This is a genomic window from Bacterioplanes sanyensis (assembly GCF_014652515.1).
Lineage (GTDB): Bacteria > Pseudomonadota > Gammaproteobacteria > Pseudomonadales > Oceanobacteraceae > Bacterioplanes > Bacterioplanes sanyensis.
The window spans coordinates 130,782-146,943 of sequence record NZ_BMYY01000004.1 but is presented as its reverse complement, the minus strand read 5'-3'; the positions used below and the strand labels follow the sequence as shown (position 1 = coordinate 146,943).

Annotated in this window: 12 protein-coding genes; 5 read left to right on the top strand and 7 right to left on the bottom strand. The window is 53.9% G+C overall.

The annotated features are described in order from the left end of the window. The first annotated feature begins 79 nt into the window (after positions 1-79). Positions 80-1,267: a M23 family metallopeptidase gene (locus tag IE090_RS08125; RefSeq protein ID WP_189387869.1), complete on the top strand. Its 1,188-nt coding sequence runs from the start codon at positions 80-82 to the stop codon at positions 1,265-1,267. 41 nt (positions 1,268-1,308) lie between these two features. Here the strand turns inward: IE090_RS08125 and IE090_RS08120 are convergent, their stop codons facing one another. The 3 genes from IE090_RS08120 to IE090_RS08110 all read right to left on the bottom strand — a co-directional run bounded on the left by IE090_RS08120 (position 1,309) and on the right by IE090_RS08110 (position 5,338). Next, positions 1,309-2,325, bottom strand: coding sequence for an asparaginase (locus tag IE090_RS08120; protein WP_189387868.1), 1,017 nt, complete (start codon positions 2,323-2,325; stop codon positions 1,309-1,311). A 16-nt stretch (positions 2,326-2,341) separates the two neighbouring features. Continuing rightward, entirely contained in the window at positions 2,342-3,739 is a 1,398-nt protein-coding gene (locus IE090_RS08115; protein ID WP_189387867.1) for an aspartate ammonia-lyase, read from the bottom strand. Between the two features lie 114 nt (positions 3,740-3,853). Beyond that, entirely contained in the window at positions 3,854-5,338 is a 1,485-nt protein-coding gene (locus IE090_RS08110; protein WP_189387866.1) for an alanine/glycine:cation symporter family protein, read from the bottom strand. A 321-nt stretch (positions 5,339-5,659) separates the two neighbouring features. Here IE090_RS08110 and IE090_RS08105 point away from each other — a divergent pair, with 321 nt between their 5' ends. Then, positions 5,660-6,475 carry a helix-turn-helix domain-containing protein gene (locus tag IE090_RS08105; RefSeq protein WP_189387865.1) on the top strand — a complete coding sequence of 272 codons (816 nt, stop codon included), beginning with the start codon at positions 5,660-5,662 and terminating at the stop codon, positions 6,473-6,475. 193 nt (positions 6,476-6,668) lie between these two features. After that, positions 6,669-8,009, top strand: coding sequence for a hypothetical protein (locus IE090_RS08100; protein ID WP_189387864.1), 1,341 nt, complete (start codon positions 6,669-6,671; stop codon positions 8,007-8,009). 110 nt (positions 8,010-8,119) lie between these two features. Here IE090_RS08100 and IE090_RS08095 read toward each other — a convergent pair whose 3' ends face one another. After that, entirely contained in the window at positions 8,120-10,012 is a 1,893-nt protein-coding gene (locus IE090_RS08095; protein WP_189387863.1) for a phytase, read from the bottom strand. 43 nt (positions 10,013-10,055) lie between these two features. Continuing rightward, positions 10,056-12,848 carry a TonB-dependent receptor gene (locus IE090_RS08090; RefSeq protein ID WP_189387862.1) on the bottom strand — a complete coding sequence of 931 codons (2,793 nt, stop codon included), beginning with the start codon at positions 12,846-12,848 and terminating at the stop codon, positions 10,056-10,058. Between the two features lie 295 nt (positions 12,849-13,143). On the opposite strand from IE090_RS08090, the gene IE090_RS08085 reads away from it, so the two are divergent. Next, entirely contained in the window at positions 13,144-14,040 is an 897-nt protein-coding gene (locus IE090_RS08085) for a GGDEF domain-containing protein (protein WP_189387861.1), read from the top strand. Position 14,041: 1 nt separating this feature from the next. Beyond that, complete coding sequence (locus IE090_RS08080; RefSeq protein WP_189387860.1) at positions 14,042-15,118, top strand: AraC family transcriptional regulator ligand-binding domain-containing protein; 1,077 nt, start codon at positions 14,042-14,044, stop codon at positions 15,116-15,118. Positions 15,119-15,122: 4 nt separating this feature from the next. Here IE090_RS08080 and IE090_RS08075 read toward each other — a convergent pair whose 3' ends face one another. Continuing rightward, complete coding sequence (locus IE090_RS08075) at positions 15,123-15,791, bottom strand: glutathione S-transferase (protein ID WP_189387859.1); 669 nt, start codon at positions 15,789-15,791, stop codon at positions 15,123-15,125. Continuing rightward, complete coding sequence (locus tag IE090_RS08070) at positions 15,788-16,135, bottom strand: hypothetical protein (protein WP_189387858.1); 348 nt, start codon at positions 16,133-16,135, stop codon at positions 15,788-15,790. The genes IE090_RS08075 and IE090_RS08070 overlap by 4 nt, the downstream gene beginning before the upstream one ends. Positions 16,136-16,162 lie beyond the last annotated feature (27 nt).

The window sequence follows — 16,162 nt, the reverse complement described above, 5'->3', positions numbered from 1 at the left end:
TTAAAGCGGCGAGGGCGTTTTAGCAGGCATGTTACGTCTACCTAGAGTGAAGGCGAACCCTTTGCTCTAGGAGCACGGAATGAGCACACTTCTACAGAAAAAATCTTTCATAATTGGCTTAGGTTTAGGTCAATTTATTTTAGCGGCACAGGTCAGTGCTTTGGATTTGCACACCTTTGAGGCGAATGCCCCGGTTAATTCGATCCCAATGGTTGAGCGTTCTGCATTAATATCCCAACTGTCTGAGCAGCAGTTTGTCGATGTACCCACAAGGGAGCCTTTTTCATGGCAGTCTGCTCTGCAGCAGCGGGCACCACAGTGGCTGCCGCATGCCGAAAACTTGTCGCACTGGGCCGGGGTGGCGAGTTTAAATCCACAGTTGCTGCTGGCCTTGTTGGAAGCAAACGGCCAGCAGCTGAGCTCGCCCAGCTCAGAGCTCAAGCCGCTTTGGGGGGAGCGCAATGAGCAGCCATTGGCGCAGCAGTTAGGCGAGCAGATGCTAACGCTGTCGCACTATTTTTATGCCTTTGAACAGGACAGTCAGCGGGTATTGAGCTCTCCCTACAATGCCAGTACTTGGGCGTTGTGGCAGGCGTTTAAAGCGGCAGGCTTGCCGGCCAGCGAGCAGCTTAGGGCTGTGTTGGATAGCTATCAGGCGTTGTTCCCGAAAGCCTTTGTAGCCGAGGCTCCAGCGCCAATGACGTTGCGCCAGGCGTCGACACCACCGCGTGATTTAATGCAATGGCCTTGGCGTCAGGGCTATTACTGGAAGGCGAACGGCGCCCATTCGAATACCGGCTCAGGCTATCCGTTATCGTCGGTGGATGTGTCCTATGATTGGCCGCGCTGGGGCGGGCGAACTTACAGCGTGACGGCTGCACACTCTGGCAGAGTGACCGTTTATTCGCGCTGTAATATGCGTATTACGCATCCCTCTGGTTGGCAGACCAATTATTATCATATGGAAGATATTGAAGTTAGTAGCGGCGACTGGGTCGATATTAATACCCGTATTGGCACTTACGCCAATGATCGCAGTACGGCGTTATGTCAGGGCGGCAGCTCGACTGGGCCGCATTTGCACTTTTCGTTGTTGTACAACGGTCGCTATCAATCGCTGCAAGGCGTTAACTTAGGGCCGTATGTGGTGAATGTGGGCAATTACAACTATGACAATAATTGCAATCGCTATTGGCTGTATCATCAAGGTGAGCAGCGCAGTTATTGTGCCTGGGATTGGTTGTATAACCCTGGGCCTGCGCAATAGTAGGCTCGTTGTAATCGTTCAGGGGCGCATAGCCGCCCCTATTAACCTATTTCACCACGTACATTGTCTGTCATTCTTAACCGTACTTTTTCCACGCTGGTTTCTGTGGCCAGCAAATAATGCAATTTGCAAAAGGCTGCTTCTAGCGTCATGGTGCCACCGTCGACGACGCCCAGCGGATTTAATACCGCGCCGCTGGCGTAGGTGCTTTGCTTAACACCGCCATGACCACACTGGCTGATATTCACCACCACCAGGTTTTGCTGCTGCAGCATGCGCAGCGCTTCCATCACGCTCTGGTTGGCATCTGGGAAGTTGCCAGCGCCATAGCTTTGCACGATCAAGCCATCAGCATTAGCGGCCAGCGTCAGCAGCATATGGCCTGTCATACCAGGAAATAAACGCAGCACGGCAACGCGCTCCGGGCGTAAATCGGGTAATTCCATGCTAATGTTTGACGCTTGGCGCAACCTGGGTAAATCTAACTCAATATCGACCTGGTTGCCGTGGCTGTGAACACGGCCTAAATCCGCTTGGTTGGGACTATTGAAGGCATCCATGGCGGAGCTGCTGACTTTGGTGCTGGCATTGCCGCGCAAAATACGCTGATTAAAGCAAATGCAAACTTCAGTTAATTGCGGCTGGCTGGCCACCACCAAGCTATTTAGAAAGTTATCTAAGCCGTCACTGCCGGGCTGCGATAAGGGGATTTGAGCGCCGGTAATAACCACAGGCTTGTCTTGCCCAGCGAGTAAAAACGACAACATGGAAGCAGTGTAAGCCATGGTATCGGTGCCGTGCAGCAAGACAAAGCCATCGTAATCGCACCAGTTATCCTTAAGTAGCTGGGCTAATAAAAGCCAATGGTCGCAGCGAATATTGCTGCTGTCGATCAACTCTTCCAGCTCCAACAAGGTATAACGAGGCAAGCTATGATCGTTGGGCAGGTGCTGCTTAAGCGCATCGGCGAAATTACTGGCGGGCACAAAGCCCTGTGCCGATGCCGTCATGCCGATGGTGCCGCCGCAATAAATGACCAGGATGTGTTGCTTCGTCATGCTGTGCTCCTTGTTGTTAAGATCTGCGATGTCCCAGCATCGACTGTGGGCTAAGCAATTGTTCTAGCTCGGCTTCGCTTAGCAATCCTTCGGCCAAAATCAGCTCTCTGACGGTACCGCCACTGTGCAACGCCTGTTTGGCAATGCGTGACGCGTTGGCATAGCCAATATGGGGAACCAAGGCGGTAATGCTGCCAATGCTGATGTCGACCAGCTCGGCGCAGCGTTCGCGGTTGGCTTCAATGCCGATAATGCAACGCTGCTCCAGCATGTGGCAGGCTTCGCCCAGCATGCGCATGGAATTAAGCAGGTTATAAATAATCAGCGGCTCCATGGCATTTAACTGCAATTGCCCAGCTTCAGCCGCGAGAGTTACCGCCAAGTCGTTGGCCATGACCTGGTAGGCAGTTTGGTTAACGGCTTCAGGAATCACAGGGTTAACCTTGCCGGGCATAATCGATGAGCCAGGCTGTACCGGTGGCAATTTAATTTCGCCAAAACCGGTGCGCGGGCCACTCGATAATAAGCGCAAATCGTTCGACATTTTGCCCAGTTTAATGGCAAAGCGGCGCAGTACGCCGGAGAACAAAACAAACGCGCCCATGTCTGATGTGGCTTCAATCAGGTTGGCGGCGGGTACCATGGGCTTGCCCGACAGCTCTGCCAAATAGCGAATTGCCAACTCAGAATAATCGGCGTGGGTGTTAATGCCGGTGCCGATGGCGGTGCCACCTAGATTCACTTCACACAACAATAAACAGGCTTCGTGCAAACGGTCGATGTCTTCCGACAGGTTAACGGCAAAGGCTTCAAACTCTTGGCCTAAGGTCATCGGCACCGCATCTTGCAACTGAGTACGACCCATTTTGACGACGTCAGCAAATTCGTTGCCTTTTTGCTGCAGTGCGTTAACCAGGCTGCGAATAGACTCAACCAGGGGTTCGGCGGCAAATTGAATGGCTAAGCAGGCCGCCGTAGGGTAGGCATCGTTGGTCGACTGAGAGCAATTAACGTCATCGTTAGGATGCAAATGCTGATACTCGCCCTTACCGTGCCCCAGCTTTTGCAATGCTAGGTTGGCGATCACCTCATTGGCATTCATGTTGGTCGAGGTGCCGGCGCCGCCTTGGATCAAATCAACCACAAATTGATCGTTCAGTGCGCCATCGGCGATGTCTTCACAGGCGGCGACAATGGCCTCGGCCTTGTGGGGTGCCAAAATGCCCAGATCGCGGTTGGCCTGGGCGGCGGCTTGCTTTACCTGCGCCAGGGCTTTTACCAGCTGCGGAAAATGGCTGATAGGAACGCCCGTAATGGCAAAGTTGTTAACGGCGCGTTGGGTTTGAATACCGTACCAGGCATCGGCAGGAACGGCCAGCTCACCCAATAAATCGTATTCGATGCGAGTGCTCACAGTGTCTCCAAAAATAAAAAAGGCCGGCTCGGGGATGAAATCGAGCCGGCAAAGAGGAGGCTATGCCTCCTGGGGTCTGACAATCAACACAGCTAACTGCGTATAAACCTATTTTTAATTGGCATTGGCCGTTGTTGTGGCCTGGTTGTTTTGCGCCTCTTGACCCGTCTTAGGGGGCAAATCGCTGTTTTCGATTTTCCAAGTAGCTTGGTCAATATTTAAGTCGGCAAATTTCTCTGCATCAAATACCGGCACCTTAATACCATTGGCGCGCTGCTGATCGTAATCTTTCATCACGCGCAGGCCGGTTTTAAACAGCAATGCCAAAGCTACCAAGTTAGCCAGCGCGAGCAAGCCCATGGTGACGTCAGCGAAGGCAAACACCGTACCCAGATTCATAATGGCGCCGCCACAGCACAGGCAGATAATGGCCACGCGGAAAGCATTAAACAGGCTCTGATTTTCTTCGCTGAAGTAGTTGAGGCTGTTTTCACCGAGGTAGTAGTTGTACAAAATGGTGCTAAAGCCAAATAACAGCAAAGCCACGCTGACAAACATACGCCCCCATTCGCCAACGTGATCCGCCAATGCCATTTGCGTTAGCGCCACGCCGCCTTGGGTGCCGGCTGATGCTGGATCGTAGGCGCCGCTCAGCAAAATAATCAGCGCCGTGCAAGAGCACAGAATAATGGTGTCAATAAACACTGAAAACGACTGCACAATGCCTTGGTTGGCCGGGTGTGGCACATAAGCAACGGCGGCCACGTTTGGCGCACTGCCAAGGCCAGCCTCGTTAGAAAACAAGCCGCGTTTAACGCCCATTAAAATGGCGGCGCCAATACCACCACCGATGGCAGGCTCTAAGCCAAAGGCACTTTTAACGATCAGCCCTAGGGCAGCAGGAATTTCGCCAATATTTAAACCGAGTACGATCACAGTAATGCCGATATAGCCCAGCGCCATAACAGGCACCAGCACTTCAGAGATTTTGGCAATGCGCTTAACGCCGCCAAAAATAATCAGGCCGACGATCAAAGCCAAAGCAATACCGGTGTAATAAGCAGGCACGCCAAAGGCATCTTCAACCGAGGTAGCGACGGCGTAGGATTGCAGTGCGGTAAAGCCGAAGCCAAAGGTCACCAGCAAGAGCACAGAATACACCGCTGCCAACCACTTCCATTTTTCGCCCAGACCTCGGGAGATGTAATACGCTGGGCCGCCACGGTAAGTGCCATCGGGCTCGGCTTTTTTGTAGGTTTGCGCCAGAGTACATTCAAAGTAGCTGGTCGCCATGCCCATCAGGCCCACTACCCACATCCAGAACACGGCGCCCGGGCCGCCCAAAGCAATCGCCACGGCCACACCGGCAATGTTACCGCCACCAACGCGGCCAGCCACGGACAGCACTAACGCCTGGAACGAGCTTAAATGGCCATTGGGGTCACGTTTAAACGCTTGGCTAGAGCCCAGGATGCGGAACATCGAGGCAAAATAGCGGAATTGAACAAAGCGGGACGCCAGGGTAAACCAGACTCCCAGAATCAGTAACACGGCAATCAGCAGCTTGCCCCACAGCAAATCGTTGAGCAGATCGAGCATGTTTTCCTCCCGTGGCACGATGTGCCGTTTTTATTGTTATTGCATTGGTGTGCACGGCTATTCACTTGGGTGGAGTGAACAGCAGCGCATCGGCGGCGCTTCACGCTGGCAGCGCAAATCCCCACAGGCTGTAATGCAATCAAAAAATCTCGCTGGGTAACACTTGGCATTCTGTTGTATTTTGGTGCTAGTTGATGCTACCTGAGCGTCAACTAGTATCTACTTGGGCCTGTGATTGGTGATGGCCATCGGCTAACATGCCGCCAATGGCCGCAGTGAGTGGCCCAGGCCAGTGATTCGTGCGCAAGAGGCAAAACACACATGCAGGATGATTTTCCCAGTAATCTGAAACTCTTGTGCAGTTATTACAAATCCATCGCCGATGTTTGCCGGCGGCTGGACATTAACCGTTCGCAATTTAACCGCTACCTCAGTGGCCGCAGTCGGCCTTCGGCCAACATGCTGATGAAGTTGTGTGACTTTTTCGGGGTCGAAAAGCACGAAATACTGCTGCCCTACAGCCAATTTGAGCGTTTGGTTAAAGTGCGCCCCAAACGGCTGGAAGCGGATGCGCCCGACCACCCACTGTGGCCGCATCTGCAACAGCTGGCGCAGTGGAGCGCCAACCATAATTTGGATCGCTACTTGGGGTATTATTTCGAGTATTACCAGTCGATGGCGTGCCCGGGCAAAATATTGCGCACCCTGGTGTGCATCGAAAAGCAGGGCGAGCAAGTGGTGTATCAGCGCACCGAACGCTTGCAAGAGTCGCCCAGCGACAAAGTCTTTCACGGTAAATATTTAGGCACGGTGCATTATTTAACCGACCGCATTTTTATGGCGGATTACGAATCCCTTACCGGCCATGAAATCACCCAAACGATTTTATTTCCTTCCTTTAAAAACCGCATTTCACGCCTGACTGGCTTAAAGCTGGGGGTGTCGGGCAGTGGCGAGCGCATGCCATGCTGCGCTCGGGTGGTGTACGAATACCTAGGGCTAGAGGTCGATGTGCTCAATGCGCTGAGCTTATGCGGCTTATACAACCAGGACTCCGACGCCATTGACGACTCAGTGCGCCACTCTATTCATAACGATGTGGGCATGTATGAGTGGCATTTTCGCGCTAGGCCTTGATCCGCACATATCGCTCGTTGTGCTCTGATCTCTGATCCTGGGGCGGCTCTCGTAGAGCGGTTCTCGTAGCAATGGAATCGTTATGGCATAGTTTATCGCCCATTAATCATCGGAGTAGGGATATGCGCCGTATCACGTTAATAAAAACGAATCAGCCTCAATGTCTGACGCAGCCCCCTTGCGTGGAGGCTATATGAGCCGGTCATTAATACTTCCATCTTCGTCCTTTTACATATTTGATGATGAAACCTATGCTTTGGGGGAGTTTCCCTTTGAAGGCTGCTTGCTGCGTATTACTCCGGCGGGACCAGTGTTGGTGTATGCTGGTGGTATTCATCAACTGCAATGGGTTGCCAGTGAAGAAGGGCTACTCAATATATCAGCCGATGGGAAGCTTTTGGTTGGCCAACAAGCAAGCACTCTGGATAAATACAAAGCCCTTGATGCTGCTTTTTATGACTCAGGGGCACAAACTTATCGCTGTAAGGATAATGGCCAGGAGACGAACATTTTTGTTGATGGTGAAGAAGAATTTTCCATTGCTGAGAAGATGTATCTGTATAGGCATGTGAACGACGTTTTTATTGGTGAGTTGAGAGACGAGAGCGCGATAGTTGGTATTCAGCATGGAGAAATGGTTTGGAGAGTTTCTTTTGATCGTCCAAAAGACTTTGATGATGTTTATCCGCCGCTTAGACAGCACCACTTTTATTTATGTGAAAATAAACTATTACAGTGCTACGACTACCACGGTGGCCAACTGGCCTGGCAGCACCCATTGGCCGAGCTGCCGCTCACCTTATTAGAATTTGATCGCCGTACCGTCATACAAACCCCCAGTGAGGTGATCAGTTTTACCGCCGATGGCCAAGTGCTGGGGCAAAAAGCCATGGCCGGTGGGGGCGATATGCATACCGGCAATCATTTGCTCGGTAACGATCATCTATTCCTGTATGTGGCCGACCGCGAGGTGGGCGCACTGGTGGTATACGACTATGCGCTGCAAGAGCAGCACCGGATTACCCTGCTCGAAAATTATGACCCTCTATTTCAACGGGTATCACCAGAGCTAAATGTGCTCAGTTTGGAACGTGTTAAACAGCGTATTATTGGCTCGAAGCATGCCACTTTCTGGCACCCTGATGACACCTTGACGCTGGCCTCACTACTGTCGGAAGAAGATAACTTTCGCGTAGAGCGGGTCGAGCAAGGTGGAAAGTCTTCTTACGATGTTTACATTGACAGTGACAATAAACACGATTTTTTTCGTCTTGCCGATGTGATTGTATTAGACGTCGCCAATAAATACGGTGATGACTATTGTGACCCAGACGTTGATCGCCAATTTGCGGGTGACATTCGCCTGATTGTTAATGATGAACTTTATCAACAAGAACGCGACTTTCTGGCCACGATGCAGCAGCGCCTGGTGAATATCATCAAGGAGAATGGCGGCGTTATGCACAGCGGTGTTGTCAGTGGCGACAAGCAGCGCCACATCGATGTGCAGATCGTGGCATTGGCGGATGTTTAAGCCAGTGCGCCCCAGCCATGCTGGGGCAGTAATAGCTAATTAGTAGTTGGGGTGGTAGGCCTTCATAACCTCTGAGACACCTCTGAAAAGTTCTGCACAGCTGGGCATCATTATTCAGAATTGGGGTTAAATGATTCTTGAAGCAGCTTTTGCAACGCCGCCCACGGCACCAGTTTAAAGTTCTGGGTTTGCTTGGGCAGTAAGTTGCGGCCGTCTTGCACTACGATCAGCCCTTGCTCGTAACCCTTGCCTAAGTTGGCGCTGGTGACGGTTAAGCCATCGGTTTCGGAGGCGCCGTCAATGTGTTTTTCTAGGTTGATGCCAATGCGAAAGCGCGTCAGTGGCTGATACGGTGGCAGGGCGTTGTAGAGCACATAGCTGTCATCGCCTTGGCTCGATACCAGCAAGTAGACGTGCTCGCCGTTGTCGTATATTTCCATGCCTTCTATGTCTGCGGTAAGCCAACCGTCATTCACTTGGCCAATTGTTTTGAGCTGGGCAGTGGCGTCGGGCTCGGCGTTCATTACATACAGTGCGCTGTTTTCTTCGCCTAAAAATAGTGTGTGCCGGGCATCGTCGGCGCTGCAGCCTTCGGGTTGCGAGGCGAGGGCAAATTCACGCACTTTTTGCCCTTGCCAGCCGTTTTGACCGTCGCGAATGTGCCATTGCTCATAGCGGCCATCTTCGTCGTTAATAAAGGCGTAAAGAGCGCCTTTTTTGCCACGATACAGGCATAAACCATAGACATCATCCAGTGTGGTGGTGATTTCTTCGGCCACGCTGAGCTCACCCGTTAATGGGTCGATGGCAAATAACGCAATGGCGGCGCGGTCACGCTGGCTGGCGGCGGCGATGTCCATGCGTTGGCCACGATAAGAAAACCCTTGGCGCACGTCGACATTGTTCACGCGCCCAACGTTTAGCTGCTGTAACTGCTGGCCGTTTAAATCGTACACCAGTAAAGCCTGTTGCTTATTGGTGCCTAAAATGCGGCTTTTTTCGCCTTGGGAAGGGTGTACCCAAATGGCTGGATCGTCGGCGGCATCGCCCATGCTGGCCACGGGTGTGGTTTCTGCCGTTGGCAGCAACTCGGCTGTGTTTTTCCTGGTTTTTGTAGCTGCTGGGGCCGCTTGCGCATTTGCGGCGATGGGCAAGGATAACTCAAGCCATTGGCCGCTGTTTTCATCCAACACCAGCGCGCTGACGTGCTCGGCTTTTGCGCGTATCGCCAGACCGTCCAAGGCAAATTCTGGGCTCAGGGGCCAGGGCGTGATCTGCTGAGAGCGCAAATCGATGCCATACAGCTGTTGCCCTCCTTTAGCGGCCATCCATAAGTGATGATTGGCCAGACTGAGTGGCCCAACGTTCTCAATGGTGCCATAGGGTTTGACCAAGGCCACGGGCTCGCGGCGCAGCTCGCTTTCGGCGCGGGCGCTTACTCGCCACAGGCCGATGCCTTCTTCGGTGAGATAAAGCTGATGGTTCTGGTCATCGACTTGGCAATATTCGCTGGCGGGGGGCAGCGGTAGGTGCCGCAGTTCGGTGATCTCTAGCTGGGTGCCCTTAGGCTGCAAAATCACTTGCTGTGCCAGGCTGTCTTCGGTCAATAAAAACGCCTGCAACGGTTGTTGTGGCTGAGGTTGGTAGAGGCATAAGCCTTCCAGTGCCGTATCCAGCGGCTCTGACGTACTGATGTGCCAGGCTTGAGCTTGGGTCTGTTGCTGAAGCAGCACCAAGCGGTGCTGGTTATCCAGCGTTAAAAGCGTTGTGCGGCCTTGCTGTTGGCGCTGATCCAGGTATTCGCCATACACCTCGACCACGGGTTGGCCAGCTACACTCATGGCGTGCTCGTTGCCAATGCCCAGCCAGCCGGATGCCACTGGGCTAGCGAACTCGCCCTGAACTTTACTGTTGTCTGCCACCCTCGCCGTGTGTTGGTGCGCGCAGCCGCTCAGGAGTGCGGTGATGATCAGGCTAAAAGAAATCGATTTGCTGTGTGTCATAGTCTGTTTGGCCGCCTAAGGCGGCCCATCCTGTTGGTTAATTTTAAAAGTGGCTGTAGCTCACACCCAGGCGGTACGTTGGACCGTAGGCTTCGTATTGGGCGTTGTAGCGTTGCTCGCGTTGATACGCGTAATAGGGCTCGTCGCCTAGGTTGCTGATATCAAAACTCAGCTTCCATTGCGGGTTGAGTTGATACGCTGAGCTGAAGTCCAACTGGGCATGGGCTGCTTGGTAAACATCGCCATCGCGTGAGGTCAGATCTTCCACCTCCAGCAAATATTCCGATTTGTAATTGCTGGCTAGGCGCAGCATCAGGCCATTTTTTTCATAGCCGATTACAACATTTCCGCTTAGGTCAGATTGATTGGGCAGGTCGATGGTGCGCTCGCGCTCAGTGCCGTTGTCATAGCTGAGCACCGTGGCGCTTGAGTCACTCAAGGTGAGGTTGGCGGCGATTAACAGGCCATCAAAGGGCGCTGGCAGTTGGCTGAGCTGTTGCGAGAAGGCCAGTTCCAGCCCAGTAATGCTCGCATCGTCGCCGTTACGATAGGTGGCCACTTCGTCATAGCCTTGCCAGCGCTCGGAGGAGCCGGCCAGGTCGGTGGCAAAAATAAAGTGCTGAATGTCTTTATAAAACAGCGCCGCCGACATGATACCGGCACTGCCGACATAGTGCTCCAAGCTGAGGTCGAGGTTGCGGGCGCGCATGGCCTTGAGTTGCGTGTTGCCCAGCTCGGCTTCTTCACCGTCGTCGACAAAACTGGGCGACATTTGCTCAAAGGTAGGGCGCACTACGGCGTTGCTCCAAGCCGCGCGCAGTTGCGTGTTGTCGCTCAGTTGATAGCGCGCATGCAGCGACGGCAGGGTATGGCCGTAGCGGTTGTCATCGCTTATTGCCACAAAGTCGCCGTCGGCATTTAACGCCGTGCCGCTGAAGTCGTGCTCGGTGGCCTCATGGCGCAGACCGGCCAGCAACAACCATTGATCTATTTCGACTCGGCCCATCACGTAGGCGGCGTTGATGCGTTCGTCGATGTCGTAGCTGGCGATGCGCGATGCTTCGGCATCGTAAAAGTCATTTTTATCCAGCTGCGAAATCACTTCACGCACGGCCGCTGGGCGAATGCCTGGGCCGAAACGGCCAAGGCTGTAATCCGGTGCGCGGGTCGCGAACTGATCTAGGGTTAACTCGCCCATGCCGTCACCCAGAGCGTGGTCGTCAAAGTCTTCAAACACGTATTCGTCAACGCGTTGCTGTTTTTCGCGCTGGCTGCTTTTGGCGCCAAATTTGATCATGGCTGGATAGTGGGCGATGAATAAATCGCGGCTAATATCGATGCCCACGCTGGTGTGTTTATCTTCGCTAAGGCCGTCGGTGTATTCGATGTCAGCCAGCTCGTAGGCGCTGGCGTCAAAGTAGCGGCCGCCAGCCAAAATGCGCGGTTTGCGTGTATTGCTAAAGCCGACGTTGTCGACTTCGTCTTGTTTAAACACAGCGCCGCCAATGGCGTTGGGTTCTTCTTCTTTGGCTTGGCTGTAGCCTAAGGCGTATTCGAATGTCCAAGCGTCGACCAAGTGCTCACCGCCTAAGGTGGCCGCCATGACGGTTTGGGTTTCTTCGCGGTCTTTTAGCTCGCGGCCCACTTCGGCCAGGCCGCGCTCACCGGCGCGGCGCGCAGCGCCATCAAACTCCTGCTCGCCAGGCTCATCTTCGCTGTCGATTAGCTCACCAAACTCGACCACGTTGGCCAGGCGCTGCTCGTTGTCGCGAAACTCGCTGTACAGCGTGCGCAGATACCAGCGGTGGTTAAGGTTGAACTCGTAATCGAGGTTGATGGCTGCGCCGATGCGCTCGCGTTCGATTTCATAGTCGCGCTGCTCCAGTTCGCTCAAAGCGCCGCCGTCGTCATCAAACGCCCAGGCTGCGCCGGTTTCGACGTTATCTGAGCCGAATTGGTGCTGGTCATAAGAAAACGCTGCCGCCAGGCCTAAGCGTTGCTGGCCAGCGAGTGCAAAGGTGTTGCCTGCGGTGGCGGCGTAGGCGGGGCTGGTTTGCTCGGTGAGCTGGTCGTAGCCGGCCTCGGCACGCAGGGTGTAAAACAAGCCGTCGCGATCGAGCGCCGACAAGCTTTCAACCTCGATGCTGCCGCCAATGGCGTTGGCATCCATATCTGGGGTTAATGCTTTGGTGACCACCAATGAGCTGATTAAATCGGCGGGCAATACATCCAGAGCGACGGCACGTCGACCTGCTTCGGCAGCGGGCAGTTGGGTGCCGTTGACGCTAACGGCGTTAAGGTCGGGGCTGATGCCGCGCACGCGCACAAAACGGCCTTCGCCTTGGTCGCGTTCAATCGACAAGCCTGGCACGCGCTGCAAGGCTTCGGCGGCGTTGGCGTCGGGCAGCTGGCCAATGGCGTCGGCGTTGACGGCATTGATTAAGGTGTCGGCAAAGCGCTGGCGGTCTAACGCACGTTGCATTTGTGCTGCCTGACCGATCACCAATACCTCCTCCAAAGCATGCTCATCGCTGATGACGATATCGCTGCGGGTGGTTTTTTGATCACTGATGACGATGCGACGACGCTCCAGAGTTTGCGCCCCCAGGGTGACGGTGAGGGTATATTCACCGGCTTTTAAACTTGGCAGGCGAAAGCGTCCGCCTTGCTGGGCCAGGGTTTCGCGCTGCAGTTCGTCGATGCGCACCACGGCGCCTTGATAGCGGCTGTCACTGTTGGCGTCGATGATGCGACCCTCCAGCACGCCATCGGCCCAGGTGGGGCTGGTGGCCAGCATGGTGAATAGTGCCGCCAATGGGGTTTTGTTGAATGTCATGATCCGGTCCTCGGGTTGGCCATGGCCGACGACGCTAAAAATGAAATGTGTCAGTTCCATGACGGCGCTTGTGTTGAGGCCGTGCTAGGCGGGGTAAGCGAATAAAAAACAACCAGCATTGAGCTGTATTAACCCATTATTAGGCGCTGTTTCGGCAGCAAAAGAGCAGGAAGTCTGGCAAACCTGCCGGTATGGCTTATCGGCCATGAGCCTAAATGACCCCTAGCAGCTTGTCATAAGTTTGTCATCTGTAGCTGTTATCCAGTCAGGCTGATTGCTCCGCTAGGGACTGTTTATGCTCGATACCTTGTCTTACCACCGCCATAAGTTGGCGTTGATTTTTGTGCTGCTATGGGGCGCCTTGATGGCTAACTTATGGCTGGGCGAGGCCAAGGGCTGGCATGCCATTGACTGGCTGGATGTGATCGGCGAGGGCGGCAGTGCCATTGCCCTAGGGTTGTGGATGTTGCTGATTTTAGGCAGCCGTCCACGTGGGCGGGTGACAGACTGGCTCACCCTTGGATTGGGCTTTATGTGCTTGGCCATGTGGCAAGATACCCTGGATGAGTTTTTGCGCTTGCCGGCGGGGCAATGGTGGGAGCAGGGGTTGGAATCCGTGGCCATGCCGCTGGGCATCGCTTTGTTAACCTATGGTCTGTTTCATTGGCATCGCGAACAGCTAGCCATTAATCGCCAGCTTAGGGGGCGCGAGCAGGTGTTTCGTGAACATCGTTGGCTCGACCCGTTAACCCACATTGGCCGCGCCGAATACCTCAAGCAGCAAATCCGCACCCTGTCAGAGCAGCCGCCGCTCATGTTGCTGATGGTCGATATCAACGACTTTTCCCTATTTAATCGCCGCTTTGGCCACCGCTGCGGCGACCGTTTGCTGCGTGAAGTGACGGAAGTGCTATTGCTGAACTTGCGCCAGCGGGATTTATTGTGCCGCTACGCCGGTGACCGCTTTGCCATTTTGCTGCCCCATACCGAGCAGCTAGAGGCTCGCCGTTTAGCGCAGGAGCTGCGTCAGGCGGTGGCACATTTCGCTTTTAAAACCGATGATGGCGTCAGTCAGTTTCAGAGCTTGCGCATTGGTTTGGTGATGTGTGACGGCGAACGCACGGCCGAACAGTTGTTAGATGCCGCCAATCGAGCACTGCAGCTGGATCAGCAACGCCCTAAGGCGGCTTAATATGACGCCGTTGGCTTGGCCCTTGGGCGATGCTTGGCCGTCGCCGTCGAAGGCGCTCACCTCGGGCTGGAGTGAGCAAGATGAGCCGCTGTTTGCGGCCCATTATCAACCTGCTTTGCTGATGGATTTGCTCAACGCTCGAGGCTTAAGCAGCCATCAATATTTGCGTGGTACTGGGTTGTTTTATGACGATGTGTTGCAGGCCAAGGCGCGGCTGTCGGTGAAACAGTGGCTGCAGTTGGTGGCCAATGCTGGCGCCTGTTATGGCAGTGACGATTTAAGTTTTCGTTGGGGGCACGCCCTGTGGCCCGGCCACTACGATGCTTTCAGTCAATTGCTGCAGGGCTCTGTGTCGCTACAGCAAAGCTTGCAGTGCATGGCGCGCTATCGAGCGGTATTGGCGCCGCTGTTAACGCCCATGGTCTGGGCCGATCAGCGCTATTGCATGATCAGTTGGCAAGACAATTACGGCTTGGGCGAATACGCGCCCTTTGTGGCTGAAGCCTATATGACTGGGCTGCTGGCGTATTGCCGCTGGCGCAGTGGCGAGCAGTGGCCGTGGCGGGTCGGGTTTGCCCACGCGGAACCGGCTTATCGCGAGCAGTATCAGGTTAATTTAGGCGATGCTTTGTTTTTTGATTTAGGCGCCAATGTGCTGCTCATCGAGCGTGAATTTTTACAGCGCCCTTGGGCGGAGCAATTATCACCTACTGCGCTGGCCATCGCCGAGCGCCAGTGCTTGCAGCAGGTGCAGCCCGCCACGGGGTTTGTGGCCCTGGTGATGAACGCCTTGCGCCAGCGTGAGGTGCAATCTCTGGAGCAGTTGGCGTGTTATTTAGAGCTCAGCCCAGCCACTTGCAAGCGCAAGCTCAAAAAACACCGAAGCAGCTTTCAGCAGTTACAAGATCGGGTGCGGCTGGAGCAATGCCAGTATCGCTTTCATGTGTGCGGCTGGAGCAACGAGCGGGTCGCGCAGCATTTAGGGTTTAGCGATGTCACTAATTTTCGTCGTGCTTACAAGCGCTGGTGTGGCATTACTCCCAGCGCCAGTAAGCGTTTGTTTTTAGGCTTGCTCTAACTCTTTATGCATAGGCATAAGGCCCGCCTTTTTGCAGCGCGGTTTTATAATGGTCCAAACCGTGCACTTGGTTCACAAAGCGCTGAATATTGGGGTAACGGCTGCCATCGACGCCGCGATTTAGCGCTGCTTCCAGCGGGAAAATCATCTGAATATCGGCGCCGCTTAACTGCTCGCCGACAAACCATTGGCGGCCGTTTAAATGGTTTTCAATATGCTGCATATGGGTATCGATATTGGGGCGAATAAAACCAGCGCGCACTTTATTGACGATGCCTTTGGCAATGGGTTTAACAAAAAATGGCACGGGTGCGGTTTCAATGCGGGTAAATATTAACGACATCACCATTAATGGCATTAGGCTGCCTTCGGCGTAATGCATCCAGTAAAGGTAATCCCAGTAGTCATCGCTGTCTTCGCTGGGCATTAAGCGTTCGCGGCCATAGCGGCGAATTAAATACTCAACAATTAAACCAGATTCGGCGATGGTTTTATCGCCATCGGTAATCACAGGTGATTTACCCAGCGGATGTATTTTTTTCAGGCTGGCAGGGGCTAGGTAGGTTTCTTTATCTCGCTCATAGCGCTGTATGTCGTATTCCACGCCCAGTTCTTCCAATAACCAAATAATGCGCTGCGAGCGTGAGTGTTCCAGATGGTGCAGGACGATCATGTCGACTCCTTCGAGGTCAGATGGAATAAGCACACCATTTGCACAATGGCGGCCAGAGTGCCGAGGGGCACAAACACTAGCTGCAGTAGCAGCCATAACAGAATGGCGGGGTGGCCATAGCGGCCACGACTGAACAGGGATAATTGCCAAATGGGCCAGGCGATGGTGAGTAGCAGAATAAGCGGCGAATACGCCAGCAACCAGATCAGCACCTCGACGTCGTGATTGCTGTAGTACTCCATGATACCCAGTAGCACCAGTAGCAGCAGGGCAACAACGGTGACGGCACCGGATTGAAACACCAATAAAAAACGCCACAGGGTGGCGTAGCGAGCACTGTCCATAGTCGGTCCATCTGGCTCAAGTCAGGA

Excerpts from the sequence above, each read along its gene's own strand:
- IE090_RS08125 (WP_189387869.1), top strand. The coding sequence starts at position 80 with ATGAGCACACTTCTACAGAAAAAATCTTTCATAATTGGCTTAGGTTTA.
- IE090_RS08100 (WP_189387864.1), top strand. The coding sequence starts at position 6,669 with ATGAGCCGGTCATTAATACTTCCATCTTCGTCCTTTTACATATTTGAT.
- IE090_RS08085 (WP_189387861.1), top strand. The coding sequence starts at position 13,144 with ATGCTCGATACCTTGTCTTACCACCGCCATAAGTTGGCGTTGATTTTT.
- IE090_RS08110 (WP_189387866.1), bottom strand. The coding sequence starts at position 5,338 with ATGCTCGATCTGCTCAACGATTTGCTGTGGGGCAAGCTGCTGATTGCC.
- IE090_RS08070 (WP_189387858.1), bottom strand. The coding sequence starts at position 16,135 with ATGGACAGTGCTCGCTACGCCACCCTGTGGCGTTTTTTATTGGTGTTT.
- IE090_RS08095 (WP_189387863.1), bottom strand. The coding sequence starts at position 10,012 with ATGACACACAGCAAATCGATTTCTTTTAGCCTGATCATCACCGCACTC.
- IE090_RS08075 (WP_189387859.1), bottom strand. The coding sequence starts at position 15,791 with ATGATCGTCCTGCACCATCTGGAACACTCACGCTCGCAGCGCATTATT.
- IE090_RS08080 (WP_189387860.1), top strand. The coding sequence starts at position 14,042 with ATGACGCCGTTGGCTTGGCCCTTGGGCGATGCTTGGCCGTCGCCGTCG.
- IE090_RS08105 (WP_189387865.1), top strand. The coding sequence starts at position 5,660 with ATGCAGGATGATTTTCCCAGTAATCTGAAACTCTTGTGCAGTTATTAC.
- IE090_RS08090 (WP_189387862.1), bottom strand. The coding sequence starts at position 12,848 with ATGACATTCAACAAAACCCCATTGGCGGCACTATTCACCATGCTGGCC.
- IE090_RS08120 (WP_189387868.1), bottom strand. The coding sequence starts at position 2,325 with ATGACGAAGCAACACATCCTGGTCATTTATTGCGGCGGCACCATCGGC.